The organism is Pseudomonas sp. RW3S2, from assembly GCF_014268955.1.
Lineage (GTDB): Bacteria > Pseudomonadota > Gammaproteobacteria > Pseudomonadales > Pseudomonadaceae > Aquipseudomonas > Aquipseudomonas wayambapalatensis.
Genome location: NZ_JABWRM010000005.1, coordinates 1 through 25942 on the forward strand (window position 1 = coordinate 1; position 25942 = coordinate 25942).

A 25942-nucleotide genomic window follows, 5' to 3' on the forward strand; every position below is an offset into this window, starting at 1 on the left:
TTAACTCGTTGATTAACAAGGAGTTTTGCGTTCCGTTTGCTGCGGAAGTGGGGCGCATTATAAGGGGATCTGAGAGGGCGTCAACCTTTTATTTCAGTTATTTGAAAGATCCTCGGCGCAGACCTTATATAGGCCACCAAGTGCCTGCCTCAAACTCTGCTGCGCCTACAAGATCGAGCGCCGCGCGGGCGGCGCTCGATTTTAAGGGCGCCAGAAACCCCAAGGCAGGCACCTTGCAGCCACCCATTAATCCAAACCAGGCCTCACCCACCCCACAAACCAAAACGGGGAGGCCTGTCGGCCTCCCCGCTTCTATATATAGCGACACCCGCAACCAATCACTCGGCCTTCAAGGTAACCCGGCCAAACGACTTCTTACCCGCCTGGCACACATGGGTAGCACCCAGGACAAACAAGAAGTCCTTGTCGACGACTGCACCATCAACCTTGACCGCGCCGCTACCGAGCAGATCACGCGCCTGGGCCGAGTTCTTCACCAGACCCGCGCGGTTCAGCACCGCAGCGATCGGCAGGTCTTCAGCCGCAGCGACTTCGATCTCCGGCAGATCCTCAGGCAGCTCACCCTCCTTCATGCGGTTACCCGCAGCACGGTGAGCATTCGCCGCAGCCTCTTCACCATGGAAGCGCGCCACGATCTCTTCGGCCAGCTTGATCTTGATGTCGCGCGGGTTCGCACCCTTCTCGACATCGGCGCGGAACTGATCGATCTCGTCCATCGAGCGGAAGCTCAGCAGCTCGAAGTAGCGCCACATCAGCGTATCCGGAATCGAGACCAGCTTGCTGTACATCACCCCAGGCGCTTCCTGGATACCCACATAGTTACCCAGCGACTTGGACATCTTCTTCACGCCATCGAGCCCTTCGAGCAACGGCATGGTCACGATGTTCTGAGCTTCCTGGCCATAGGCGCGCTGCAGCTCACGCCCCATCAACAGGTTGAACTTCTGATCGGTACCACCGAGCTCGACATCCGCCTTGAGCGCAACCGAGTCGTAACCCTGCACCAGCGGATAGAGGAACTCATGGATGGCGATCGGTTGCTGGCTGGTGTAGCGCTTGTCGAAGTCGTCACGCTCGAGCATGCGCGCGACGGTGTACTGGGACGCCAGACGAATGAAGTCGGCCGGGGTCAGCTTATCCATCCAGGTAGAATTGAACGCGACCTCGGTCTTGGCCGGGTCGAGAATCTTGAACACTTGCTGCTTATAGGTTTCGGCGTTGTCCAGAACCTGCTCGCGGGTCAGCGGCGGGCGCGTGGCACTCTTGCCGCTAGGGTCACCGATCATGCCGGTGAAGTCACCGATCAGGAAGATCACCTGATGCCCCAATTCCTGGAACTGCCGCAGCTTGTTGATCAGCACGGTGTGACCCAGATGCAGGTCAGGAGCCGTCGGATCGAAGCCAGCCTTGATACGCAGCGGCTGGCCGCGCTTGAGCTTCTCCACCAGTTCCGACTCGACCAACACCTCTTCCGCACCGCGCTTGATAAGCGCCAGCTGCTCTTCAACCGACTTCATAGACAGACCCGCAAGGCTCAGATTCAAAGGGGACCAACCATACAAGATCGGCCGTCAAATACAAGTTTCGCAACGGAATGTGACCCGGAAGGCGCCTTGCGGCGTCTACGCGCCCTTGCGCGAAAATGGATTTGGTTATATTTTATACAGTTATTTCATCTTCATCATGTCATTCATCTTTTCCACCGTGTTTTTCAGCGTATTCAGTCACCTTTTTCATTCACTTTTTCAAAGTCACCTCATCTATGACCAACGACACGCCTAAAGCGCCCCCGCTTTATCCGAAAAGCCATCTGTTGGCCGCCAGCGGCATCGCCGCCCTGCTCAGCCTGGCCTTGCTGGTATTTCCTTCCAGCGACGTAGAAGCGAAGAAGACCACCCTCAACCTCGAGCTCGAAACCCCGGCCGAGCAACTCAAAGACGAATCCAAGGCCGCACCGCTGGTGCAGTCCACCGAATCCGCCGGCTCGCCCTTCGCCCAGATCGAAGGGGATGAACCCGCTACAGAACAGGCCGCCGGACAGCCGCAGCCCGTCGCGCAGGAGAAGGCGCAAGACAAGGCCCCCGGTCATCGCGAAGTCGTGGTCGCCCGTGGCGACACCCTCTCCACACTGTTCGCCAAAGTGGGCCTGCCCGCCAACGTCGTGCATGACGTTCTGGCCAGCGACAAGCAAGCCAAGCAGTTCAGCCAGCTGAAACACGGCCAGGTGCTACAGTTCGAACTGGACAAGGACGGCCAACTGGCCAGCTTGCACAGCCAGGTCAGCAACCTCGAAAGCATCCGCCTGAACAAGACCGACAAGGGCTACGCGTTCGAACGCGAAATCACCAAGCCCCTGGTGCGAACCGCCTACGCCCATGGCGTCATCAAGAGCTCGCTCTCGGCCTCGGCCCAACGTGCCGGCCTTTCCCACAGCCTGACCATGGATATGGCCCGCGTGCTGGGCTACGACATCGACTTCGCCCAGGACATCCGCCCTGGCGACGAATTCGACGTGGTCTACGAACAAAAGGTCATGGATGGCAAGGTGGTCGGCACCGGCAACATCCTCTCGGCGCGTTTCACCAATCGCGGCAAGACCTACACCGCCGTGCGCTACACCAACAAGCAGGGCAATACCAGCTACTACACCGCTGACGGCAACAGCCTGCGAAAGGCGTTCATCCGCACACCGGTGGACTTCGCCCGCATCAGCTCGCGCTTCTCCGCCGGGCGCAAGCACCCGATCCTGAACAAGATTCGCGCCCATAAAGGTGTCGACTATGCAGCGCCTCGCGGCACGCCGATCAAGGCAGCCGGTGATGGCCGCATCGAACTGGCCGGCCGCCGCGGCGGCTACGGCAACACAGTGATCATCGCCCACGGCAACACCTACAAGACCCTGTATGGCCACATGCAAGGCTTCGCCAAAGGCATCAAGACCGGCAGCAACGTCAAGCAGGGCCAGATCATCGGCTATATCGGCACCACCGGTCTCTCCACTGGCCCGCACCTGCACTACGAGTTCCAGGTCAACGGTGTCCATGTCGACCCGCTGAGCCAGAAGGTGCCGATGGCCGATCCGATCGCCAAGGCCGAGCGCCAACGCTTCATGCAGCAAAGCCAACCCCTGATCGCTCGCATGGATCAGGAAAAGGCCACGCTGCTCGCCGCCAACAAGCGCTGATCCATGGCGTTCTACCTGGGGGTGATGTCCGGCACCAGCCTTGACGGCCTGGACATTGCCCTGATCGAACAGTGCGAGCAGCCACGGTTGCTCGCCACCTGCTACCTGCCCATGCCCTCCGACCTTCGCCAGGACCTGCTGAGCCTCTGTGCCAGTGGCCCCGACGAGATCGCACGGGCAGCGCTGGCCGAAAATCGCTGGGCCAGCCTTGCTGCAGAGGGCATCCGGCAATTGCTGGCCGAGCAGAAACTCGAGCCCAGCGCCATCCGCGCCATCGGCAGCCACGGCCAGACCATCCGCCACGAACCAGCCCGCGGCTTTACCGTGCAGATCGGCAACCCGGCATTGCTCGCCGAGCTGACCGGCATCTGCGTGGTGGGTGACTTCCGTCGCCGCGACGTGGCCGCAGGCGGCCAGGGCGCACCACTGGTCCCGGCCTTCCACGAAGCCTTGTTCGCCCACCTGGGGCAGCGCCTGGCAGTACTCAACGTCGGTGGCTTCAGCAACCTGAGCCTCATTGCCCAAGACACGCCAGTGCATGGCTTCGACTGCGGCCCGGGCAATGTGCTGCTGGATGCGTGGATCGAGCGCAAGCGCGGCCAGACCTTCGACGCCGATGGCGCATGGGCGGCAAGCGGCAAGGTGCAGGACGAATTGCTGGCAGCGCTGCTGAGCGATCCGTTCTTCGCCGGCAATGGCCCCAAGAGCACCGGGCGCGAGGTATTCAACCTGCCCTGGCTCGACGCTCACCTGGCAAGGCTGCCGCGTTATCGCGACGAAGACGTTCAGGCCACCCTGCTGGAACTGACCGCCCGCAGCATCACCGATGCCTTGCGCAATGCCCAGCAAGGCACCGAAGCCCTGATGGTCTGTGGCGGCGGCGCACGCAATGGCACCCTGATGAATAGGCTGGCCGCCCTGCTGCCGGCCGCGAAAGTGACCAGCACCGATGCCCAAGGTATTGACCCGGACTGGGTCGAGGCGATGGCATTCGCATGGCTGGCTCATTGCTGCCTCGAAGGCATCCCGGCGAACCGCCCAAGCGTCACGGCGGCCAGAGGGCTGCGAGTGCTGGGCGCGATCTACCCGTCCTGATCGACAGAAACGAAAACGCCGCGCAATTGCGCGGCGTTTTCGTTGAAGCCGGACTCAGATCGAGAACGACGAACCGCACCCGCAGGTGGTGGCGGCATTCGGGTTCTTGATCACGAAGCGCGAGCCTTCCAGACCTTCCTGGTAGTCCACTTCAGCACCGGCCAGGTACTGGAAGCTCATTGGATCGACGACCAGCGAAACGCCTTCGCGCTCGACAATGGTGTCGTCATCGGCCACGTCTTCATCGAAAGTGAAGCCGTACTGGAAACCCGAGCAACCGCCGCCTGTGACGAACACACGCAGCTTGAGGCGATCATTGCCTTCCTCGGATACCAGGGTCTTCACCTTGTGCGCAGCCCCTTGGGTAAACTCCAAAGCGGTGGGGGTGAAGGTTTCGACGCTCATGTTGGTTCTCCCGGCGTAAGCCGCCATAAAACTCGATGACGCGCATTATCCGCTTCTCCGAGAAAATTGGTCAAGAATTGTGCGGCTTTGGTCGAGACAAACCAAAAGGCCCGCACGGGGCGGGCCTTTTCACCTGCTTGACGATTAAGGCAGCAGCCCCGCGTGGGAAAGGCCCATGCGCTCATCCAGCCCGAACAGGATGTTCAGGTTCTGCACTGCCTGGCCGGACGCGCCCTTGACCAGATTGTCGATCACCGACAGCACCACCACCAGATCACCACCCTGCGGGCGATGAACGGCAATACGGCAGACGTTGGCGCCGCGCACGCTGCGCGTCTCTGGGTGGCTGCCGGCCGGCATCACGTCGACGAACGGCTCGTTCGCGTAGCGCTTTTCGAACAGCGCCTGCAGGTCAACCGAGGTGTCGACCACATTCGCGTAGAGGGTGGCGTGAATACCGCGGATCATCGGGGTCAGGTGAGGTACGAAGGTCAGGCCGATATCCTTGCCCGCCGCCAGGCGCAGGCCCTGGCTGATTTCCGGCAGGTGACGGTGGCCTTTGACCGCATAGGCCTTCATGCTTTCGCCAGCCTCGCAGAACAGCGAGCCCACTGCAGCACCGCGGCCTGCGCCACTGACACCCGACTTGCAGTCGGCAATCAGGCGCGACGGATCGGCCAGACCCGCTTCGAGCAGTGGCAGGAAACCAAGCTGGGTCGCGGTCGGGTAGCAGCCTGGCACGGCGATCAGACGCGCCTGGCGGATCTTCTCGCGGTTCACTTCAGGCAGGCCGTAGACGGCATCCTTGAGCAGTTCCGGCGCGCCATGCGGCTGGCCGTACCACTTGCCCCACTCGACGGCGTCCTGCAGACGGAAGTCGGCAGACAGGTCGATGACTTTGGTCCCGGCGGCCAGCAGCTCGCCGGCCAGGGCATGGGCAACGCCATGCGGTGTGGCGAAGAACACCACATCACAGGCACCGAGAGTCTTGCTGTCCGGGACGCTGAACTGCAGGCCGTCATAGTGGCCGCGCAGGTTCGGGTACATGTCGGCCACCGCGACACCCGCCTCGGAGCGCGACGTGATGACCGCTACCTCGGCCTGTGGGTGCTGTGCCAGCAGGCGCAACAGTTCGACACCGGTGTAACCCGTGCCGCCGACGATACCGACCTTGATCATAACGCTTGCCCCTCATCAACGAGACCACTGGAAAGCGCACGATAATAGGGTTACGTGACGCCTGTAACAACTCTTGGGTACCCCTTCGCAGTGCCGGACCACTACTATCTGACCACCGTGAAAACCTGAAGGAACTCCCCCATGCTCTATCTCTGGATCAAGGCGCTGCATATCGTCAGCGTGGTCTGCTGGTTCGCCGGCCTGTTCTACCTGCCGCGCCTGTTCGTCTACCACGCCCAGAGCCAGGACAGCATCAGCCAGGAACGCTTCGTCACCATGGAGCGCAAGCTGTACCGCGGCATCATGAACCCGGCGATGATCGCAACCTACGTGTTCGGTATCTGGATGCTCTACCTGACGCCCGGCTGGCTGAGCCAGGGCTGGCTGCACGCCAAGCTGACCCTGGTGATCCTGCTGACCGGCTACCATCACGTATGCGGCGCACAGCGCAAACGCTTCGCCGCCGGACAGAACACCCGCAGCCATGTGTACTACCGCTGGTTCAACGAAGTACCGGTGCTGATCCTGCTGGCCATCGTAATTCTGGTGGTGGTCAAACCGTTCTGAGCATAACCCCTGAGCGAAGGAGCCTTGCCATGTCCCTGCCTGCAACACTCGAACACCGCCTGCGACTGCCCGTGGTCGCCGCGCCGATGTTCCTGATCTCCAATCCGCAGCTGGTACTGGCTTGCTGCGCCAACGGTGTGGTGGGTAGCTTTCCGGCGCTGAACCAGCGCGACAGCGCCGGCTTCAAGGCCTGGCTGGAGGAGATCGAGGCGGGCCTTGCGCAATTGCAGGCACCTGCGCCTTATGCCGTGAACCTGATCGTGCACCCGAGCAACCCGCGCCTGCAGGCCGACCTCGCCCTGTGCGCGGAGCACCGGGTGCCGATCGTGATCACCAGCCTGGGCGCTGCGAAGGAGGTGGTAGACGCGGTGCACGGCTATGGCGGCCTGGTGTTCCACGATGTCACCACCCGTCGTCACGCCGAGAAAGCCGCCGAGGCCGGCGTTGATGGCCTGATCGCCGTGGCTGCGGGTGCCGGCGGTCATGCCGGGACCTGGAGCCCCTTCGCCCTGGTCGCGGAGATTCGCCAGTTCTTCGACAAGACCCTGCTGTTGGCCGGTTGCATCAACCACGGTCACGAAATCCTCGCGGCACGTCTGCTCGGCGCGGACCTCGCCTACATGGGCACACGCTTCATCGCCACTCGCGAGAGCCAAGCCCAAGGTGCCTACAAACAAATGCTGCTCGATGCTCACGCCGCCGACATCGTCCACACCCCGGCGGTCTCGGGTGTGCCGGCCAGTTTCCTGCGCCAGAGCCTCGAGCAGGCCGGTTACGACATGGCCGCGCTCAAGCACAACCCGGGTGAGGTCAAGCTCAAACCGCTGGATGAAGAAGCCAAGGCCTGGAAAACCGTGTGGTCGGCAGGCCAGGGCGCGGGCGGTATCCATGACCTGCCCGATACGGCAGCGCTGATCGAGCGCCTGCGTGACGAATACCGAGCCGCCCAGCTTCGCACCGCTGAACTGGCGCGCTGAAGCCCTGCAAAAGACCACAACAGCCCCAGCCAAGCTGTACACTAGGCGCCCTCTTCCGCCCCCAGGAGCCTTGCATGACCCGTTACGCCATGATCACCGGAGCTTCCAGCGGCCTGGGCCTGGCCCTGGCGGAGGCCCTGGCGCGGCGCGGGCGCAACCTGATCCTGGTGGCACGCCACCGCGAAACCCTTGAGCCAATCGCGGTCGAGCTGACCCAGCGCTTCGGCGTCGAGGTCTTGCTGCGCGCCTGCGACCTCAGCCAGCCTTTGCGCCTCTCGGGGTTCGTACTCGAGCTGGAAGAGGGCGAGCGGCGCATCGACCTGCTGGTCAACTGTGCCGGGCAGCGCACCTATGGGCCCTTCCTGGCCCATGAGTGGGCCGACGAACAAGACCTGCTGGAGGTCAATATCCTCGCCCTCACCCGCCTGTGCCACGCCATCGGCAACCTGATGGCGGTGCACGGTGGCGGCCAGATCCTCAACGTGGCCTCACTGGCCAGCGCCGCGCCGGGTCCGTGGATGGCGTGCTACAGCGCCAGCAAGGCCTATGTACTGAATTTCTCGGAAGCCCTGCGCGAAGAACTGCGTCGTACCGGGGTCAAGGTGTCGGTTTTGTGCCCGGGCCCGATCCACTCGGCAAAACGACACATCCCGCGCCTGGAGGGCAGTTCGCGCTGCCTGAGCGCCGAAGAAGTGGCGCTCTACACCGTGCGCGCGCTGGACAAGAACCGCGCCCTGATCATGCCGGGCCGACGCAATCGCTGGCTGGCCTTCGCCCCACGCCTTCTGCCGCGCTGGTTGAGCCGCAAGCTGGCGGGCGTGATCCATCGTCGCTACTGCCCGATCGGCGCCGAATGACCTCTGTCCGAGCAGCGCCTCGCTGAGTACACTGCGCTTCGACCCTCACCAAGGAGCAAGTGACGTGGACGATCTATTCCTCAAGATCATCAACCGGGAAATCCCGGCGGATATCATCTACGAAGACGACCAGATCCTGGCCTTCAAGGATATCGCCCCTGCAGCGCCGGTACATTTTCTGGTCATCCCGAAAAAACACATCCGGACCCTCAACGACCTGACCGAAGAGGACAAGGCCCTGGCTGGCCACATCCTGTTCACCGCCCAGCGCCTGGCCGTCGAGCAAGGCTGCGAGGAAGGTTTCCGTGTGGTCATGAACTGCAACCCCAAGGGTGGGCAGACGGTCTACCACATTCACATGCACGTGCTCGGCCAGCGTCAGATGAACTGGCCGCCGGGCTGACCCAAGGCAAGCCCATCCGGCATGATTGAGTTAAACTGTCGGGCATCACTTTAGTGGAGGTGCCCGATGGCTACCGAACGTCACTATTCGCCGCTCGACCGCTTGTTGCTGCAGGCTGATACCGCCATGCGCACCCTGCTGCCCTTCAGCGGCCAACCTTCCCGTCCCTCGCCTGCGATCATCCAGCCGGATGCCGAGCTGGACGAGTCCCAGACCCGCCATATTGCCGGCCTGATGCGCATCAACCATACCGGTGAGGTCTGCGCCCAGGCGCTCTACCAAGGTCAGGCCCTGACCGCCAAGCTGCCGCAGGTACGCAAGGCCATGGAGCATGCCGCCGAGGAAGAAATCGACCACCTGGCCTGGTGCGAGCAGCGCATCCGCCAACTGGGCAGCCACCCAAGTGTGCTCAACCCGCTGTTCTACGGCATGTCGTTCGGCATCGGTGCCCTCGCCGGCCTGGTCAGCGACAAGGTCAGCCTGGGCTTCGTCGCCGCCACCGAGCACCAGGTCTGCAAGCACCTGGACGAGCACCTCGAACAGATCCCCGAAGAAGACGAAAAATCCCGCGCCATTCTCGAACAGATGCGCGTCGATGAAGAGCAACACGCCGAATCCGCTCTGGAAGCCGGCGGCTATCGTTTCCCGGCCCCGGTGCGTTTCGGCATGAGCCTGCTGGCCAAGGTGATGACCAAGAGCACCTACCGCATCTAGGACCCACCGATGACCGAGCGCTTCGATGCCAAGGATCTGGCCAGCGCGGTAAGCGCCGGCGTCCTCCAGCCAGGCCAGGATCGGGCACTGCTCGAATTCCTGCGCCAGCAACCGCAGCAACAGGGCCGGTTCCAGTTGGCCCATGTCGCCTTCTACTTCGGCGCACTGCTGATCATGGCGGCCATGGGCTGGCTGCTCACCGAGGCGTGGATGCGCATTGGTGACTCGGCGCTGCTCGCCATCGCCCTGCTCTATATCGCCAGCCTTACCCTGTTCGCCCTGTCACTCCAGCGCCGCGGGCAGGCCATTGCCGCCGGGGTTCTGGCCGCCGTCGCCGTGAGCATCGTACCGCTGGCAGTGTTCGCCCTCGAACGCCTGCTCGGCTGGTGGCCGCTGGATGACGTGCAGTTCGACTACCACCAGTACTACACCTACGTGCAAGGCGGCTGGCTGCTGATGGAAGCGGCAACCGTCGTCGCCGGGCTGGCGATGCTGCGCCTGGTGCCTTTCCCCTTCATCGTGATGCCAATCGCGGTGGCCCTGTGGTTCATGTCCATGGACCTCAGCGAATGGTTCTACGGCGAAGTGTTCAGTTGGGAGCAGCGCCAGAACGTCTCGGTGTGGTTCGGCCTGCTGTTGCTGGCCGCGTTCCTGGCAGTGGACGGTCGCACGCGCCGCGACTACGCCTACTGGGGTTACCTGGCAGGGCTTCTGGCCTTCTGGGGCGGGCTGACTTCGATGAACAGCGACAGTGAAGTGGGCAAGGCGCTCTATTGCCTGATCAACCTTGGCCTGATGGGATGTGCAGTGCTGCTGCGCCGCCCGATGTTCATGGTATTCGGTGCCATGGGCGTGGCTGCGTACCTGGGCTACCTGTCGTATGACGTGTTCGCCGAGTCGCTGCTGTTCCCGGTGGTGATCACATTGATCGGGCTTGGCGTGATCGGCCTAGGCCTGGCCTACCAGAAGCGTCGTGAACGACTGAGTCAATCGTTGCGGGCAAAACTGCCGCAATGGCTACTGGACGCGCTGCCAGCCCTGCGTGACTGAAAACCGGGGCCGCCAGGCGGCCCCACAGTCTCAACCCAGCTCCACGATCTCGTAGCCATGGGTGATTTCCACGCCCGCCCGATCAAGCATGATCGAGGCCGAGCAATATTTCTCGGCCGACAGCTCCACTGCCCGCTTGACCTGCGCTTCCTTCAGCCCGCGGCCTTTGACCACGAAATTCAGGTGGATCTTGGTGAACACCTTCGGATCTTCGCTGGCTCGCTCGGCCTCAAGGAAGGCTTCGCAGCTTTCCACCGCCTGTCGGGACTTCTTCAGGATGCTGACCACATCGAAACTGCTGCAGCCACCCAGGCCGAGCAGCAGCATCTCCATCGGGCGTACGCCCAGGTTACGACCGCCAGCCTCGGGAGGACCGTCCATGACCACGACATGCCCACTCCCCGACTCACCGAGGAACATGGCCTCACCGGCCCACTGGATGCGCGCCTTCATCTATCCGGACTCCTGATTTCGTAAAAGGCCGTCAGCTTAGACCTTGTAGCGCCGTCGGAAAAGCTCAAGACGTTAGGGTTTCATGCCGATAAACCCAAAGTGTCTGATAAGCTGACGCCAAATCACTGGCGCCCCTGTCAGTAACCTCCTACAAAATGCCTCTGCGTCGCTCGAACAGGATTTCGTGATGGTAGCCTCAGCACTCCCTGCCAAGATCAAGAATATCGACAAGCTGCTGGTGCACTGCCAACGCCGCCGCTATGCCGCCAAGAGCAACATCATCTGCGCCGGCGACCGAGCCGAGACGCTGTCGTTCATCGTCAAGGGTTCGGTGACCATCCTGATCGAGGACGACGAAGGTCATGAGATGATCATCGCCTACCTCAACAATGGTGATTTCTTCGGTGAGCTGGGGTTGTTCGAACCGGCGGGCCCCGAACAGCAGCGCAGTGCCTGGGTACGGGCCAAGACCGAATGCGAAGTGGCCGAGATCAGCTACGACAAGTTCCGCGAGCTGGCCCGCCACGATCCGGACATTCTCTACGCCCTTGGCAGCCAGATGGCCCAGCGCCTGCGCAACACCACGCGCAAGGTCGGCGACCTGGCCTTCTTCGACGTCACCGGCCGCGTCGCTCGTTGCCTGCTCGACCTGTGCAAGCAGCCAGATGCCATGACCCACCCCGACGGTATGCAGATCAAGATCACCCGTCAGGAAATCGGTCGGATCGTCGGCTGCTCGCGCGAGATGGTCGGCCGCGTGCTCAAGGATCTCGAGGAACGCAGCCTGGTGCAGGTCAAGGGCAAGACCATGGTGGTCTACGGCACCCGTTAATCCTTGGGCAGCGCCGCGATCACCTCGGCGTAGGCCTGGGACAGCCGTTCGAACCAAGGAACTGCGGGCGCCACTTCATGCAAGGCAATATGGCTGTCGGCACGGCAGCGTTGCTCCAGCCCACAACATTCGTTGAAACGATTGACCGCCGCCACCATCGACTCACGCTCGTTGTCCAGCAGCAGCGCCCCATGCACCAGCACCACCGGGCGCTTGCCGCCCAGCCCCTGGCGCCAGCGCTGGGCAGTGCCGACCAGCTTGCGGCCGTTGAGATTGACGTTGTAGCGACCATCGCAGAACGCACCGTCGATCTCCCCGACCGACGCCACACCACCCCATTCGCGCAAGACATCGCACAGCGGCAGGCACAAGCGCTCGTATGCGTTCTCGATGCGTCCGTGATCGCCTTCGCTGCGCGGTGCGACGTAGACCAGCGCCACGTTCACCGTCGAATGGGATTGCGGCACGGGTTCACCACCGGTTTCACGCAGCAGCACGGGCCAGCCGGCAATCGCCAGCTCCGCACAGGCAGCTTCGAAATTATCGAGCCGGCTCATGCGCCGTGGCATGACCAGCGCATGGTCGGTGGGGCGCCAGAAGAGCACACCAGATTCACGCTCGCCACGGCAGACGGCGGCGAGCAGCTCCTGTTCGGCGTGCAGGCCCTGCTCGACGGTGAGGGCCAGGGGTTGATCGGTCATTGATCCACCTTGGAAGTTAGGTCCACTTGCCCACGAAAGGGCCAGAACAGGCATACAAAAAAGCCGGCATCAAGCCGGCTTCCTTATCTTGATCAGTCCAGAGGCTGAACAGTCTTCTTCACCTGATCCGGGAAGAACAGCCGCTGCAGTTCCAAGCCCGGCTGCTCGGCCCGCATGAAGGCCTCGCCCACCAGGAACGAATACACTTCGTTGATTTCCATCAGCTCCACGTCGGCGCGGTTGAGGATACCGCTCTCGGTGATCGCCAGGCGGTCACGCGGAATGCGCGGCAGCAGGTCGAGTGTGGTATCCAGGCTGACCTCGAAGGTGTGCAGGTTGCGGTTGTTGACCCCCACCAGCGGCGTGTCGAGGGTTTTCAGCGCGCGCTCCAGCTCATCGCCATCGTGCACCTCCACCAGCACATCGAGACCGACATCCTTGGCAGTGGCGGCAAGCTCGGCCATCTTCACATCGTCCAGTGCCGAGACGATCAGCAGCACGCAGTCGGCGCCCAGGGCGCGGGCTTCGACGATCTGGTAGGGATCGACCATGAAGTCCTTGCGGATCACCGGCAGCGACACGGCGGCGCGGGCCTGTTGCAGGTATTCGTCAGCGCCCTGGAAGTAATCCACGTCGGTGAGTACCGACAGGCAGGTCGCCCCGCCCTTCTCGTAGCTGACCGCGATTTCCGCAGGCACGAAGTGCTCGCGGATCACGCCCTTGCTCGGCGAGGCCTTCTTGATTTCAGCGATGACCGCCGGCTGCTTGCGCTTGGCCTGTTCGATCAAGGCGTTGGCAAAGCCGCGCGGAGCATCGGCGACCTTGGCCAGACGCTCCAGCTCGGCGAGGCTCACGCGCGCGCTGCGCTCGGCCACTTCCTGAAACTTGCGGGCGATGATTCTTTCCAGCACCGTCGGTACGCTCATGCTCCGTTCTCCTGCTTGAATACCGCGGTAAAGGCGCCCAGCTCCTGGAGTTTTTCCCAGGCAAGGCCGGTGTGCAGTACATCGTGGGCGAGTTCGACGCCCGATTTCAGGCTCATCGCGTGGTCGGCGGCATACAGCGCGGCGCCGGCGTTGAGCACGATCATTTCGGCAGCTTTCTGGCCATTTTCGGTCTTGCGGCGGCCCAGGGCGTCACGGATCAGCGCCAGCGAAGCCTGCGGATCCTCGACCGCCAGGCCGTGCAGGCTCTGGCTCTTCATGCCAAGGTCTTCCGGTTCGACCCAGTATTCGGTGATCTCACCGTTCTTCAGTTCCGCGACGAAGGTCGGTGCGGCCAGGCTGAATTCGTCCAGGCCATCCTTGGAGTGCACCACCAGCACATGCTTGCTGCCCAGGCGCTGCAACACTTCGGCCAGCGGGCGGCACAGGGCCTGGGTGAACACGCCAACCACCTGGTGCTTCACACCGGCCGGATTCGTAAGCGGGCCGAGCATGTTGAAGAGCGTGCGCAGGCCCAGGTCGCGGCGCGGGCCAGCGGCATGCTTCATTGCGCTGTGGTGAGTCTGGGCGAACATGAAACCGATCCCCAGGCTATCGATGCAGCGGGCCACCTGTACCGGCGTAAGGTTCAGGTAGATACCGGCCGCCTCCAGCAGGTCGGCGCTGCCGCTCTTGCCGGACACCGCCCGGTTGCCGTGCTTGGCCACCGGGCAACCGGCCGCGGCGAGCACAAAGGCCGAGGCCGTGGATACGTTGAAGATGTTGGCCCCGTCGCCGCCGGTGCCGACAATGTCGACCACGCCGTCGAGGCTCTTGAGCTCGACCTTGTCGGCCAGCTCACGCATGACCGAAACGGCACCGACGATCTCGTCGATGCTCTCGCTCTTCATGCGCATGCCCATCAGGAAGGCGCCGATCTGCGCCTCGGTGCATTGTCCGGTCATGATCTGACGCATGACATCGCGCATTTCTTCTGTGGACAGGTCCAGGTGGCCGACGATGCGGCTCAGCGCGCTCTTGATATCCATGATCGGTCCTTAGCGGCGGCCGCCGGTCTGCTTGAGGAAATTGGCGAACAGCTCGTGACCCTGCTCGGTGAGGATGGACTCGGGGTGGAACTGCACCCCTTCGATGTTCAGGGTCTTGTGACGCAAGCCCATGATCTCGTCGACCGAACCGTCTTCATGGGCAGTCCAGGCGGTAACTTCGAGGCAGTCAGGCAGGGTTTCGCGCTTGACCACCAGCGAATGGTAGCGGGTCACGGTCAACGGGTTGTTCAGGCCGGCGAACACGCCCAGGTCGCGGTGGAACACTGGGCTGGTCTTGCCGTGCATTACCTGGCGGGCCCGCACCACGTCACCGCCGTACGCCTGGCCGATGGACTGGTGACCCAGGCACACGCCGAGGATCGGCAGCTTGCCGGCAAAGTGCAGGATGGCCTCGATGGAAACGCCTGCCTCACTGGGCGTGCAAGGGCCAGGCGAGACGACGATGCGCTCCGGGTTGAGGGCTTCTATCTGGGCGATGGTCAGTTCGTCGTTGCGAATGACCTTGACCTCGGCACCCAACTCGCCGAGGTACTGGACGACGTTGTAGGTGAAGGAGTCGTAATTGTCGATCATCAGTAACATCTGGGGGCAACCTCTTGAATCTACTGACTGTGCTTTCGAACCTTCCTGCGTCGGCCATGGGCGCGGTTCTGCCGCGACGGCGAAACTGGAACGACAGGAGGGCAAACGGGGACGGGCCGGACAGGACCGGCAGGAGAAAGAGTCAGGCGCGCCAACGCCAACGGGCGTGAGCCTTGATAACGCGCATCAGGAGTTTGCTGACGATCAACACGGGGTAGTTCTCGCTCATACGTCCCGGCACAGTAGCCTACCGCGACGAGAGGCGCAATACGCCGTAAATATCGGGAAACGAACGGACCGCGCGCTTTTTTGCTAAGGTCTTCGGGCTTGTCTCCATAAAAACAATGAAAAGGAACTTCACACATGCGACAGCCACCTTTCCTGCGCACGGCCCTGTGCCTGCTCACCCTCGCCTGCAGCCAGGCCATGGCAGCGCCCTCGCCATACTCTTCGCTGATCGTGTTCGGCGACAGCCTGAGCGATGCCGGGCAGTTCCCCGACCTGACCGGCGGCACGCCGGGCATGCGCTTCACCAATCGCGATGCGAACGGCAACTATGCCCCGGTATCGCCAATGATCCTTGGCGGGCGGCTGGGCTTTTCCGATACGGAACTGGGCCCATCCACTTCGCTGGTCAATCTTGTGCAGGGTCGCCCCGACGGCAACAACTGGGCCGTCGGCGGCTACACGACACAGCAGATCCTCGACTCGATCACCGACACCTCCGAGGCGGTTATTCCGCCCGGGCGCCCTGGCGCAGGTGCCGTCCTGCGTGAGCGTCCCGGCTACCTGGCCAACGGTCTGCGGGCCGACCCGAATGCGCTCTACTACATCACCGGTGGCGGTAACGACTTCCTGCAGGGGCAGGTCAACAGCGCCGCCGATGCCGCCGCCGCAGGTGCGCGCCTCGCCGCCAGCGCCCAGGCCCTGCAACAGGGCGGGGCGCGCTACATCATGGTGTGGCTGCTGCCCGACCTGGGGCAGACCCCGAACTTCAGCGGGACACCACAGCAGGGGCCGCTGTCGCAGCTCTCGGGCGTGTTCAACCAGTCGCTGCTCAACCAATTGCGCCAGATCGACGCTGAAATCATCCCGCTGAACATCCCCACCCTGCTCGGCGAAGCACTGCGCAGCCCGGCGGAGTTCGGCCTGGCCGCCGACCAGAATCTGGTCGGCACTTGCTACAGCGGCGACAGCTGCGTGCAAAACCCGGTCTATGGCGCCAACGGCACCAACCCCGACCCAACCCGGCTGCTGTTCAACGACTCGGTACATCCAACCATTGCTGGCCAGCAACTGATCGCCGACTACGCCTACTCCATCCTCGCCGCCCCTTGGGAACTGACGCTGCTTCCGGAAATGGCCCACGCCAGCTTGCGTGCTCACCAGGATGAGCTGCGCAACCAGTGGCAGACACCCTGGCAGGCGGTCGGCCAGTGGCAAGCCTTCGTCGCCACCGGCGCCCAGGACCTGGATTTCGGCAGCCAGCGCAGTTCGGCAAGTGGCGATGGCCGCGGCTACAACCTGACCCTCGGCGGCAGCTACCGGCTCGATGATGCCTGGCGCGTCGGTCTCGCAGCGGGCGTCTACAGACAGAAACTGGAGGCAGGCCAACAGGACTCGGACTACAAGCTCGACAGCTACCTGGCCAGTGCCTTCGCCCAGTTCCGCCAGAACCGCTGGTGGGCCGATACGACGCTGACTGCCGGCCACCTGGACTACAGCGACCTCAAGCGCAGCTTTGCCCTCGGCGCCAGCGAACGCACCGAGAAAGGCGACACCGATGGCGAGGCCTGGGCCATCAGTGGACGGCTGGGCTACAACCTGGCCGCCGACGAGAGCCGTTGGCAACTGGCTCCGTTCATCAGCGCCGACTATGCACGGGTCAAGGTCGATGGTTATGACGAGAAGAGCGGTCGCTCGACGGCCCTGAGCTTCGATGATCAGGAGCGCAAGTCCCGCCGACTGGGCGCGGGCCTGCTGGGCACTGTGCAGGTGCTGCCAAGCACGCGGTTGTTCGCCGAGGTCGCGCGCGAGCACGAGTTCGAGGATGACCGCCAGGACCTGACCATGCACCTGACCACCCTGCCGGGCAACGACTTCACCCTGGCCGGCTACACGCCGCACAGCAACCTGACCCGGGCAAGCCTGGGCCTCAGCCATGAACTGGTGCCGGGGGTGAACCTGCGGGGGAACTACAACTGGCGCAAGAGTGATGAGCTGCGTCAGCAGGGCGTCAGCCTGGCGGTGAGCCTGGACTTTTGAGGGTTAACCCATCGCGTGGCCAGCCCGCTCCTACAGAAATAGCAGTGAACCTGTAGGAGCGGGCTGGCCCCGCAATGGGCTGCACAGCAGCCCCCTCACACCACCAAAAAAACGGCGCTCACCAGAGCGCCGTTTCTTCATCCATCAGCCGCGCGGCGTCTGCTCGGCAAGCGCCACGGCCCGGAACATCGCCCGCCGCTTGTTGATGGTCTCTTCCCACTCCAGTGCCGGCACCGAGTCGGCAACGATGCCGCCACCGGCTTGTACGTGCAGCTCGCCGTCCTTGATCACCGCAGTGCGGATGGCAATGGCGGTGTCCATGTTGCCGTTCCAGGCAAAGTAACCCACTGCACCACCATAGACACCGCGCTTGACCGGCTCCAGCTCGTCGATGATCTCCATCGCCCGGATCTTCGGCGCGCCCGACAAGGTGCCGGCCGGCAGGATCGCACGCAGGGCGTCCATCGCCGTCAGCCCCTCGGCCAACTCGCCGGTGACGTTCGAGACGATATGCATGACGTTCGAATAACGCTCGATCACCATTTTCTCGGTCAGGCGCACGCTGCCCGTGGACGACACACGCCCCACATCGTTGCGCCCCAGGTCTATCAGCATCAGGTGCTCGGCGATTTCCTTGTCGTCCGACAGCAGGTCGTCTTCCAGGGCGCGGTCGGCCTCTTCGTTGGCGCCGCGTGGGCGGGTGCCGGCGATCGGACGTACGGTGACCAGATTATCCTCGACCCGCACAAGCACTTCCGGCGAGCTGCCGACCACATGGAAGTCGCCGAAGTTGAAGAAGTACATGTAGGGCGTCGGGTTGAAGCAGCGCAGTGCCCGGTACAGGTCGATGGGCGCAGCCTTGAAGTCGATGGACATGCGCTGCGACGGCACGACCTGCATGCAGTCGCCAGCGAGGATATATTCCTTGATCCGCCCGACCGCATTCTCGTAGTCGTCCCGGGTGTAGCTGGAGCGGAATTCAGGCTCAGCGGCCATCGGCCCGCTGAGGTCCAGTCCCCGACGCGGAGTGATCGGCTGACGCAGCGTGTCGAGCAAGCCCTCCAGACGCGCCTTGCCCTGCTCGAAGGCCTGCTCCTCAGACGGGTCGACCAGCACGATCGCATGCATCTTGCCGGCCAGGTTGTCGAACACCACCACGGCGTCGGAGACCATCAGCAGGATGTCCGGCACCCCCAGCGGATCCGGGTTCGGGCAGGCGCCCAGGCGCTTCTCGACATAGCGCACGCAGTCATAGCCGAAATAGCCGACCAGGCCACCATTGAAGCGCGGCAGGCCTGGAATGTCGGCGACCTTGTAGCGGTCCTTGAACGACTCGACGAATGCCAGTGGATCTTCGACCTCGTGGCTCTCTACCTCGACGCCATCGTGCAGGATGCTCACACGGTAGCCGTGCACGCGCATCACCGTGCGCGAAGGCAAACCGATCATCGAGTAGCGCCCCCACTTCTCCCCGCCCTGCACGGACTCGAGCAGATAAGAGTTGGCCTGGTCGGCAAGCTTCAGGTAGATCGACAGCGGCGTATCGAAGTCGGCCAGGGTTTCACAGGCCAGGGGAATGCGGTTGTAGCCGGCAGCGGCCAGGCGCAGGAATTCTTCGCGGGTCATGGGTAGCCTCGTGGCAAGCAGCAATGGGTTCGGGCAAGCGGACGGGCCGGCAGGCGCCGGCGAGCGGGAGTCAGGCGCGCCAGCGCCAACGGGCCAAGGCCTTGATGACTTTCATCCAGAATTTGCCGGTAACACCCACAGTGGAGTCTCTGTCTTGGGAGGCTTGAAGGTCCGCCCACGTTATCCCAGTGTCGGTGACTAAGCAACCGGGCAGCAGCAGGCGCAGATCGTCGAGTACCAGGCTCGGTGATTCCTCGTCGATCGGCCGGCCGTGGTTGTAGCCGTAGGTCAGGCCGACGCTCTTGACCCCCGCGGCCCTGGCCGCCTGCACGTCACTGCGCGAGTCGCCGACGAACAGCGACTGCTCGGGTGCGATGCCGGCCATCTTCATGACGAACAGCAGCGCCGCCGGGTCGGGCTTTTTCTGTGGCAGGGTGTCGCCACCGATGATCCAGCGGAAATAGCGACCAATCTTCATCTGGTCCAGCAACGGCCCGACAAAGCGTTCGGGCTTGTTGGTGATCAGGGCCATCTCCACGCCCTGCTTGCGCAACCAGCGCAAGGTGTCGCGCACGCCCGGGTAGACCACGGTCAGCTCATGGCTTTCACCATAAGCTTCCATGAACAGTGCCAGCGCACGCTCGGCCAGTTGCGCATCGACTGCGTCGTGCTCGATGCCGCCGGCCAGGGCGCGGCGCACCAGCACCTCGGCACCGTTGCCCACCCACTGGCGCACGGCGTCCAGCCCTGCGGGCGGGCGCCCGAGTTCGAGCAGCATGCGGTCCACGGCGGCGGCCAGGTCCGGTACCGAATCGATCAACGTACCGTCCAGATCGAACATCACCAGCCTGGGCAGCGTCCCCGGGAACAGCTGCTCGAAGCCACTCATGGGCGGGCCTGGGCCAGTTCGGCACGCATCTTGGCGATCACTTCCTGGTAGTCCGGGGCGTTGAAGATCGCCGAACCGGCCACGAAGGTGTCGGCGCCAGCAGCGGCGATTTCGCGGATGTTGCCGACGTTGACGCCGCCATCGATCTCCAGGCGGATATCACGTCCGCTGGCATCGATCAGGGCGCGGGCCTCGCGCAGCTTGTCGAGGGTGCCGGGGATGAACTTCTGCCCGCCGAAGCCTGGGTTGACGCTCATCAGCAGGACCATGTCGACCTTGTCCATCACGTATTTCAGTGCGTCCAGGCTGGTGGCCGGGTTGAATACCAGGCCGGCCTTGCAGCCGCCGTCCTTGATCAGTTGCAGCGAACGGTCGATGTGTTGCGACGCTTCCGGGTGGAAGGTGATGTAGGTCGCGCCGGCCTCGATGAAGTCGCCGATGATGCGGTCGACCGGGCTGACCATCAGGTGCACATCGATCGGCGCGGTCACGCCGTACTTGCGCAGTGCCGTGCAGACCATCGGGCCGATGGTCAGGTTAGGCACGTAGTGGTTGTCCATGACATCGAAGTGGACGATGTCGGCCCCGGCGGCCAGAACCTTGTCGACGTCCTCACCCAGGCGGGCGAAATCGGCGGAAAGAATGGAGGGGGCAATAGCGTAGGGCTGCATGGCGCACCTATGTGGTGGAAATCACGGTGGCGCGCATTGTAACTCAGGGAAGTGGACGGGGGCTGATTGGTATCAATTGGTGTCGAGCAGTGCCCGAAATCGGCTACGGTTGCACTGGCCTCTTCGCGGGCAAGCCCGCTCCTACCAGTACAACGCTGCCCTCATGAGCAGCGGGGCAACCGTGGGAGCGGGCTTGTCCCGCGATGAGGCCGGTGCAGCCGCCGCAGGATCAGGCCGGCTGCTGGGTCCGCAACTTCTCGCTGCGTCCGCGCAACCACTCCAGGGTCAGCAGCAGGATCACCGAAAACGCAATCAGCAACGTGGCCGCCGCCGCAATGGTCGGGCTGAGGTTCTCGCGGATACCGCTGAACATCTGCCGCGGCAGGGTCGCCTGCTCGGGCCCGGCGAGGAACAACGTCACCACCACCTCATCGAACGAGGTGGCGAAGGCGAACAGCGCCCCGGAGATCACTCCCGGTGCAATCAGCGGCAAGGTCACCCGACGGAAGGTCAGCAAGGGCGAGGCGCCGAGGCTGGCTGCGGCGCGCACCAGGTTGTAGTTGAAGCCCTGAAGCGTCGCCGACACGGTGATGATCACGAACGGCACACCGAGCACCGCGTGCACCAGGATCAACGAAATGAAGCTGTTACCCATCCCCAGCGGCGCGAAGAACAAGTAGCTGGCCACACCGATGATCACCACCGGCACCACCATCGGCGAAATCACCAGCGCCATCACCAGCGACTTGCCGGGGAAGTCGCCGCGGGTCAGGCCGATCGCGGCCAGGGTGCCGAACACCATGGCCAGTACCGTGGCCGCCGGAGCGACGATGATGCTGTTCTTCAGCGCGCGCATCCATTCGGCAGAGGCGAAGAAGTCCTGGTACCACTGCAGCGAAAAGCCTTGCAGCGGGTACACCAGGAAGCTGCCGCTGTTGAACGACAGCGGAATGATCACCAGCACCGGCAAGACCAGGAACAACAGGATCAGGCCGCAGAGAATGCGCAGGCTGTAGAACCAGACCCGCTCCACGGGCGACATGTAAGGGCTCAGCATGACAAGGCTCCTCAGCTCAGGCGCAGGCGGCTGGCGCCGACCAGCCAGCTATAGATCAGGTACAGCAGCACGGTTGCCAGCAACAGCAAGCCGCCCAGGGCCGTGGCCATGCCCCAGTTGATGCTGGTGTTGGTATAGAAGGCGACGAAATAGCTGACCATCTGGTCGTTCGGGCTGCCCAGCAGGGCCGGGGTGATGTAGTAGCCGATGGCAAGGATGAACACCAATAGGCAGCCGGCGCCGACACCAGCGTAGGTCTGCGGGAAATACACTCGCCAGAAGCTGGCGAACGGATGACAGCCCAGCGAAATCGCCGCCCGCATGTAGCTCGGCGAAATGCCCTTCATCACGCTGTACAACGGCAGGATCATGAACGGCAACAGGATGTGCACCATGGAGATGTAGACCCCGGTGCGGTTGAACACCAGCTCCAGCGGCTGATCGATGATGCCAATGGCCATCAGCGCGCTATTGATCAGGCCGCCAGACTGCAACAGCACGATCCACGCCGCCACCCGCACCAGGATCGAAGTCCAGAACGGCAGCAGCACCAGGATCATCAACAGGTTGCTCTGCCGGGTCGGCAGGTTGGCCAGCAGGTAGGCGAGCGGATAGGCCAGCACCAGGCAGATCACGGTGATCACCACCCCCATCCACAGGGTGCGGGCAAAAATGTCCAGATAAATGGCCTGGTCAGGGGTGGTCTTGGCCAGTTCGCCCAGATCATCGATGCGGTGATCCAGCGAGGCCAGCAGGTAGAAAGGTGTCACCTCGCTGGTGTTACGGCGAATTGCCTGCCAGTAGGCCGGGTCGCCCCAGCGCTCATCAAGGGTTTGCAGGGCTTCTTTATAGGAAGCCGGTTCGGTCTTGAACGGCAGTGCACGTGCTGTCTTGGACAGCAGGCTGCGGTAGCCGGCCAGTTCCATGTTCAGGCGCTTGGAAAGCTCGCCCAGGGTCTGGTTCTTGCGCGATTCGGCCAGGTCCTCGCTGAGGGCCTTGTATACCGCCTCGTCGGGCAGGCTCTTGCCGTCCCACTGCAACACGGCTTCAACGGTGCGCGGCAGGCCTGCGACCACCTCGGGGTTTTCGACGCTCTTGTACAAAAGTGCGGCGATCGGTACGAGGAACACCAGCAGCAGGAACAGCGCCAGCGGCGCGATCAACGCCTGGGCCTTCCAGCGGTTGACCCGTTCGGCGCGCTTGAGGCGCTGTTTGAGACTTGGACCTGCGCCTTCATTCAGGGGCACTGCAATGGCCATGGCGAACTCCGAAAAACACAGAAAACGAGGGAGCGCCGGTCAAACCCCGGCGCTCCTTTGAGGCGCGTTACTTCTTCGCAGCCCAGGCGTTGAAGCGTTGCTCCAACTGCTCGCTGTTGTCGGCCCAGAAGGCCACGTCGATCTGCACCTGGTTGGCGATGTTCTCGGGCGTGGTCGGCATGTCCTTCTTCACATCGTCCGACAGCAGTTCGATGGCCTTGGAGTTGGCAGGCCCGTAGGCGATGTTCTCGGAGTAGATCTTCTGCTGTGCCGGTTGCACGGTATAGGCGATGAACTTCTTCGCCTCTTCCACGTTCTTCGCACCCTTCGGAATGGCCCAGGCGTCGAAGTCGTAGATCCCGCCGTTCCACACCACCTTCAGGTTGCTGTCCTTCTGTACCGCAGCGATCCGGCCGTTGTAGGCCGAGCTCATGACCACGTCACCCGAGGCCAGGTACTGCGGCGGCTGGGCGCCGGCTTCCCACCACTGGATGTTCGGCTTGAGCTCGTCGAGCTTCTTGAAGGCGCGGTCTACACCGGCTTTGGTCTGCAGCACCGAGTACACATCCTTGGGCGCTACGCCGTCGGCCATCAGGGCGAATTCCAAGGTGTACTTGGCGCCCTTGCGCAGGCCACGCTTGCCCGGGAATTTCTTGGTGTCCCAGAAATCGGCCCAACTGGTGGGCGCGGTCTGGAGTTTGTCGGCGTTGTAGGCCAGCACCGTGGACCACACGAAGAAGCCTACGCCGCAGCCCTGGATCGCACCGGGTACGTAGTCGGCCGCGTTGCCGAACGGCGCGGGGTCGAGCTCCTCGAACAGGCCTTCCTGGCAACCGCGCTCCAGCTCTGGCGACTCCACCTCCACCAGGTCCCACGACACGCTCTTGGTATCGACCATGGCTTTGACCTTGGCCATCTCGCCGTTGTACTCACCAGCGACGATCTTGCCCTTGCCGGCCTTCTCCCACGGCTCGTAGAACGCCTTGACCTGGGCTGCCTTGTTGGCGCCGCCGAAAGACACCACGGTGAGGTCCGCGGCCAGGGCCTGGCCCGCGGTGAACAGCCCCAGGGCCAGGGCGGTCAGTTTCAACTGCTTGCGCATTATTATTCTCTCCACAGTACAGGGTTGGTGAAGCAATCGATCAGTGGGCTTCGGCAATCGGATCGAGCGCGCGGGCGTGCTCCACCTCCCAGCCAAGCGGTACCACATCGCCCACGGCCAGGGCCGGGTCGAGCTCGGCGATTGGCTGCTTCACGAAGAAGTCGGCCTTGCCGCAGACTTCCAGGCGCACCCGCACGTGGTCGCCCAGGTAGATGAACTCGGCCACGCGGCCGGAGAAGCGGTTGACGCAATGCTCGCTGTGGCCGTTGAGGCGCACGCGCTCGGGGCGGATCGAGAGGGTCACCGGCTCGCCGGCCTGGCCGACGTTCACCGCCAGCGCCTCGACCTTCTCGCCACGTGCCAGTTGCACCTGGCAGCGCTCACCGTTGCGCGCCAGCAAGGTGCCGTTGATGCGGTTGTTCTCGCCGATGAAGTTGGCGACGAAGGTGTTGGCGGGCTCTTCGTAGAGGGTGCGCGGGTCGGCGATCTGCTGGATCTCACCCTGGTGGAACACCGCCACGCGGTCGGACATGGTCAGCGCCTCGCCCTGGTCGTGGGTGACATAGACCACGGTCACGCCCAGGCGCTGGTGGATATGCTTGATCTCCATCTGCATGTGTTCGCGCAACTGCTTGTCGAGCGCACCGAGCGGCTCGTCCATCAGCACCAGCTGCGGCTCGAACACCAGTGCCCGCGCCAGCGCCACACGCTGCTGCTGGCCGCCGGAAAGCTGGCCGGGGTAGCGCTTGGCGAAGCTGTCGAGCTGGACCATGTTGAGCACACGCTTGACCCGCTCGCTGATGTCGGTCTTGCTCAGGTTGCGTACGCTCAGGGGGAATGCCAGGTTCTCGGCGACGGTCATGTGCGGGAACAGCGCATAGTTCTGGAACACCATACCGATGTCACGCTTGTGCGGTGGCACGTTGTTGATCGAGCGACCGGCCAGCTGGATCTCACCGGCGGTTGGGGTCTCGAAGCCGGCCAGCATCATCAGGCTGGTGGTCTTGCCCGAACCGGAAGGGCCGAGCAGGGTGAGGAACTCGCCCTTGCGGATGTCGAGGTTGAGGTCCTTGACGATCAGCGATTCGCCGTCGTAGCTCTTCTGCACACCACGGAAGCTGACCAGCGTCTCGTTCGAATTCGCCTCGCTCATGCCCTGCACCTTCTTGTTGGAATGACTGCGTAGGCAAAAGACTAGAAGAACGGCAAAGCCCCGGAAATCGGGGGTACTGAGAGAATGCCATCATCCGGATGGAAGAGTTGTTGTAGGGATTGCCCTACACGGATGACGCGATTGGAACACTCCTCATCCCGACACCTTCAACCGGTGTAGGAGCGGGCTTGCCCGCGAAAAAGACACCGCGCTGCCTGGCACGGGCTACGCCCGTGTTCGCGGGCAAGCACGCTCCCACAGATGCATGTCGCAATCAGACCAGCTTGTGCTCCATGGCGTACTTCACCAGTTCGGCCAGCGAGTTGACCTTGAGCTTCTGCATCAACCGCGCCTTGTGGGTACTGATGGTCTTGCTCGACAGCGCCAGCTGCTGGGCGATGTCGTTGACGTTGGCACCCTGGGCCAGACGTTCGAACACCGAGAACTCACGCTCCGACAGCAGCGTGTGCAGCGGCCGGGTCTCGGTCAGCCCCACCTCGAAGACCATGCGGTCGGCCAGCACCGGGTCGATGTAACGCCCACCTCCGGCGACGCGGCGGATCGCAGTCAGCAGCAACGCCGGGTCGCTATCCTTGGTCGCATAGCCTGCCGCCCCCGCCTTGAGCGCGCGTGCCGCCATCTGCGCTTCGTCGTGCATCGACAGCACCAGGATGGCCGGCGGACTGTTCAGCGCGCGGATTCGCGGAATCGCCTCCAGACCATTGACGCCCGGCATCGAGATATCCAGCAGCACCACCTCGCAGGGTGTATGGCGCAGGGTTTCGAGCAACTGCTCGCCATTGCCGGCCTCGCCCGCTACCAGCATGTCCTTGGCCAGGCCGATCAATTGCTTGATGCCTTCACGAACAATGGTGTGGTCTTCGGCCACCAGCACTCGAATCACGGT

General features: G+C 63.2%; 26 protein-coding genes. 10 read left to right on the top strand and 16 right to left on the bottom strand.

All coding sequences use genetic code 11. The annotated features are described in order from the left end of the window. Positions 1 to 338: 338 nt before the first annotated feature. A complete protein-coding gene (tyrS, locus tag HU748_RS08630; RefSeq protein ID WP_186667574.1) occupies positions 339 to 1538 on the bottom strand; it encodes a tyrosine--tRNA ligase in 1200 nt (399 codons plus the stop codon). 245 nt (positions 1539 to 1783) lie between these two features. Here tyrS and HU748_RS08635 point away from each other — a divergent pair, with 245 nt between their 5' ends. Together HU748_RS08635 and HU748_RS08640 are read left to right on the top strand one after the other, a co-directional pair. Then, the gene (locus HU748_RS08635; protein ID WP_186720094.1) at positions 1784 to 3205 is read left to right on the top strand and encodes a peptidoglycan DD-metalloendopeptidase family protein; all 1422 of its coding nucleotides are present in this window, start codon (positions 1784 to 1786) and stop codon (positions 3203 to 3205) included. Positions 3206 to 3208: 3 nt separating this feature from the next. Next, positions 3209 to 4300 carry an anhydro-N-acetylmuramic acid kinase gene (locus tag HU748_RS08640; protein ID WP_186720095.1) on the top strand — a complete coding sequence of 364 codons (1092 nt, stop codon included), beginning with the start codon at positions 3209 to 3211 and terminating at the stop codon, positions 4298 to 4300. Positions 4301 to 4354: 54 nt separating this feature from the next. On the opposite strand, the gene erpA is transcribed toward HU748_RS08640, so the two are convergent. After that, a complete protein-coding gene (erpA, locus tag HU748_RS08645; protein WP_186667571.1) occupies positions 4355 to 4705 on the bottom strand; it encodes an iron-sulfur cluster insertion protein ErpA in 351 nt (116 codons plus the stop codon). Between the two features lie 144 nt (positions 4706 to 4849). Further along, entirely contained in the window at positions 4850 to 5884 is a 1035-nt protein-coding gene (gene argC, locus HU748_RS08650) for an N-acetyl-gamma-glutamyl-phosphate reductase (RefSeq protein WP_063542462.1), read from the bottom strand. A gap of 141 nt (positions 5885 to 6025) precedes the next feature. On the opposite strand from argC, the gene hemJ reads away from it, so the two are divergent. From hemJ to HU748_RS08680, 6 genes are all read left to right on the top strand, one after another. Further along, the gene (gene hemJ, locus HU748_RS08655; RefSeq protein WP_186709560.1) at positions 6026 to 6451 is read left to right on the top strand and encodes a protoporphyrinogen oxidase HemJ; all 426 of its coding nucleotides are present in this window, start codon (positions 6026 to 6028) and stop codon (positions 6449 to 6451) included. 29 nt (positions 6452 to 6480) lie between these two features. Further along, positions 6481 to 7428: a nitronate monooxygenase family protein gene (locus HU748_RS08660; protein ID WP_186667569.1), complete on the top strand. Its 948-nt coding sequence runs from the start codon at positions 6481 to 6483 to the stop codon at positions 7426 to 7428. Positions 7429 to 7502: 74 nt separating this feature from the next. Further along, complete coding sequence (locus HU748_RS08665) at positions 7503 to 8285, top strand: SDR family oxidoreductase (RefSeq protein WP_186667568.1); 783 nt, start codon at positions 7503 to 7505, stop codon at positions 8283 to 8285. A 64-nt stretch (positions 8286 to 8349) separates the two neighbouring features. Continuing rightward, positions 8350 to 8688 (top strand): histidine triad nucleotide-binding protein, encoded by a 339-nt coding sequence (locus tag HU748_RS08670; protein ID WP_003255518.1) that lies wholly within the window; start codon positions 8350 to 8352, stop codon positions 8686 to 8688. 66 nt (positions 8689 to 8754) lie between these two features. Next, positions 8755 to 9402, top strand: a complete 648-nt coding sequence (gene coq7, locus HU748_RS08675) for a 2-polyprenyl-3-methyl-6-methoxy-1,4-benzoquinone monooxygenase (protein ID WP_112897195.1) — start codon at positions 8755 to 8757, stop codon at positions 9400 to 9402. 9 nt (positions 9403 to 9411) lie between these two features. Next, entirely contained in the window at positions 9412 to 10452 is a 1041-nt protein-coding gene (locus HU748_RS08680) for a DUF2157 domain-containing protein (protein ID WP_186709558.1), read from the top strand. A 30-nt stretch (positions 10453 to 10482) separates the two neighbouring features. Here the strand turns inward: HU748_RS08680 and HU748_RS08685 are convergent, their stop codons facing one another. Then, positions 10483 to 10905 (bottom strand): OsmC family protein, encoded by a 423-nt coding sequence (locus HU748_RS08685; protein ID WP_028689009.1) that lies wholly within the window; start codon positions 10903 to 10905, stop codon positions 10483 to 10485. Positions 10906 to 11092: 187 nt separating this feature from the next. Between HU748_RS08685 and crp the strand changes: the two genes are divergently transcribed. After that, the gene (gene crp / locus HU748_RS08690; protein ID WP_054925379.1) at positions 11093 to 11737 is read left to right on the top strand and encodes a cAMP-activated global transcriptional regulator CRP; all 645 of its coding nucleotides are present in this window, start codon (positions 11093 to 11095) and stop codon (positions 11735 to 11737) included. On the opposite strand, the gene HU748_RS08695 is transcribed toward crp, so the two are convergent. From HU748_RS08695 to HU748_RS08710, 4 genes are all read right to left on the bottom strand, one after another. Beyond that, a complete protein-coding gene (locus tag HU748_RS08695) occupies positions 11734 to 12438 on the bottom strand; it encodes a lipoate--protein ligase family protein (protein ID WP_186720097.1) in 705 nt (234 codons plus the stop codon). The two genes, crp and HU748_RS08695, sit on opposite strands and share 4 nt — an antisense overlap. A gap of 92 nt (positions 12439 to 12530) precedes the next feature. Beyond that, positions 12531 to 13364 carry an indole-3-glycerol phosphate synthase TrpC gene (trpC, locus tag HU748_RS08700; RefSeq protein ID WP_186667565.1) on the bottom strand — a complete coding sequence of 278 codons (834 nt, stop codon included), beginning with the start codon at positions 13362 to 13364 and terminating at the stop codon, positions 12531 to 12533. Further along, a complete protein-coding gene (gene trpD, locus HU748_RS08705; RefSeq protein ID WP_186667564.1) occupies positions 13361 to 14410 on the bottom strand; it encodes an anthranilate phosphoribosyltransferase in 1050 nt (349 codons plus the stop codon). The genes trpC and trpD overlap by 4 nt, the downstream gene beginning before the upstream one ends. Before the next feature lie 9 nt (positions 14411 to 14419). Beyond that, positions 14420 to 15013 (bottom strand): aminodeoxychorismate/anthranilate synthase component II, encoded by a 594-nt coding sequence (locus HU748_RS08710; protein WP_186667563.1) that lies wholly within the window; start codon positions 15011 to 15013, stop codon positions 14420 to 14422. Positions 15014 to 15376: 363 nt separating this feature from the next. Between HU748_RS08710 and estP the strand changes: the two genes are divergently transcribed. Next, complete coding sequence (gene estP / locus HU748_RS08715; RefSeq protein WP_186720099.1) at positions 15377 to 17278, top strand: esterase EstP; 1902 nt, start codon at positions 15377 to 15379, stop codon at positions 17276 to 17278. 144 nt (positions 17279 to 17422) lie between these two features. Here the strand turns inward: estP and trpE are convergent, their stop codons facing one another. From trpE to HU748_RS08755, 8 genes are all read right to left on the bottom strand, one after another. Then, positions 17423 to 18904 (bottom strand): anthranilate synthase component I, encoded by a 1482-nt coding sequence (gene trpE / locus HU748_RS08720; protein ID WP_065864575.1) that lies wholly within the window; start codon positions 18902 to 18904, stop codon positions 17423 to 17425. A gap of 70 nt (positions 18905 to 18974) precedes the next feature. Then, the gene (locus HU748_RS08725; protein ID WP_186667561.1) at positions 18975 to 19793 is read right to left on the bottom strand and encodes a phosphoglycolate phosphatase; all 819 of its coding nucleotides are present in this window, start codon (positions 19791 to 19793) and stop codon (positions 18975 to 18977) included. Then, on the bottom strand, positions 19790 to 20464 hold the full coding sequence (gene rpe, locus HU748_RS08730; RefSeq protein WP_054892234.1) for a ribulose-phosphate 3-epimerase: 675 nt from the start codon (positions 20462 to 20464) through the stop codon (positions 19790 to 19792). Before rpe ends, HU748_RS08725 begins: the two co-directional genes overlap by 4 nt. A gap of 229 nt (positions 20465 to 20693) precedes the next feature. Next, on the bottom strand, positions 20694 to 21521 hold the full coding sequence (locus HU748_RS08735) for an ABC transporter permease (protein WP_054892233.1): 828 nt from the start codon (positions 21519 to 21521) through the stop codon (positions 20694 to 20696). An 11-nt stretch (positions 21522 to 21532) separates the two neighbouring features. Further along, positions 21533 to 22780, bottom strand: coding sequence for an ABC transporter permease (locus HU748_RS08740; protein ID WP_125930916.1), 1248 nt, complete (start codon positions 22778 to 22780; stop codon positions 21533 to 21535). Between the two features lie 67 nt (positions 22781 to 22847). Further along, positions 22848 to 23882 (bottom strand): ABC transporter substrate-binding protein, encoded by a 1035-nt coding sequence (locus HU748_RS08745; protein ID WP_054892231.1) that lies wholly within the window; start codon positions 23880 to 23882, stop codon positions 22848 to 22850. A gap of 40 nt (positions 23883 to 23922) precedes the next feature. After that, complete coding sequence (locus HU748_RS08750) at positions 23923 to 25035, bottom strand: ABC transporter ATP-binding protein (protein ID WP_186667559.1); 1113 nt, start codon at positions 25033 to 25035, stop codon at positions 23923 to 23925. A 274-nt stretch (positions 25036 to 25309) separates the two neighbouring features. Then, a complete protein-coding gene (locus tag HU748_RS08755) occupies positions 25310 to 25939 on the bottom strand; it encodes a response regulator transcription factor (protein WP_054892229.1) in 630 nt (209 codons plus the stop codon). Between the last annotated feature and the right edge of the window lie 3 nt (positions 25940 to 25942).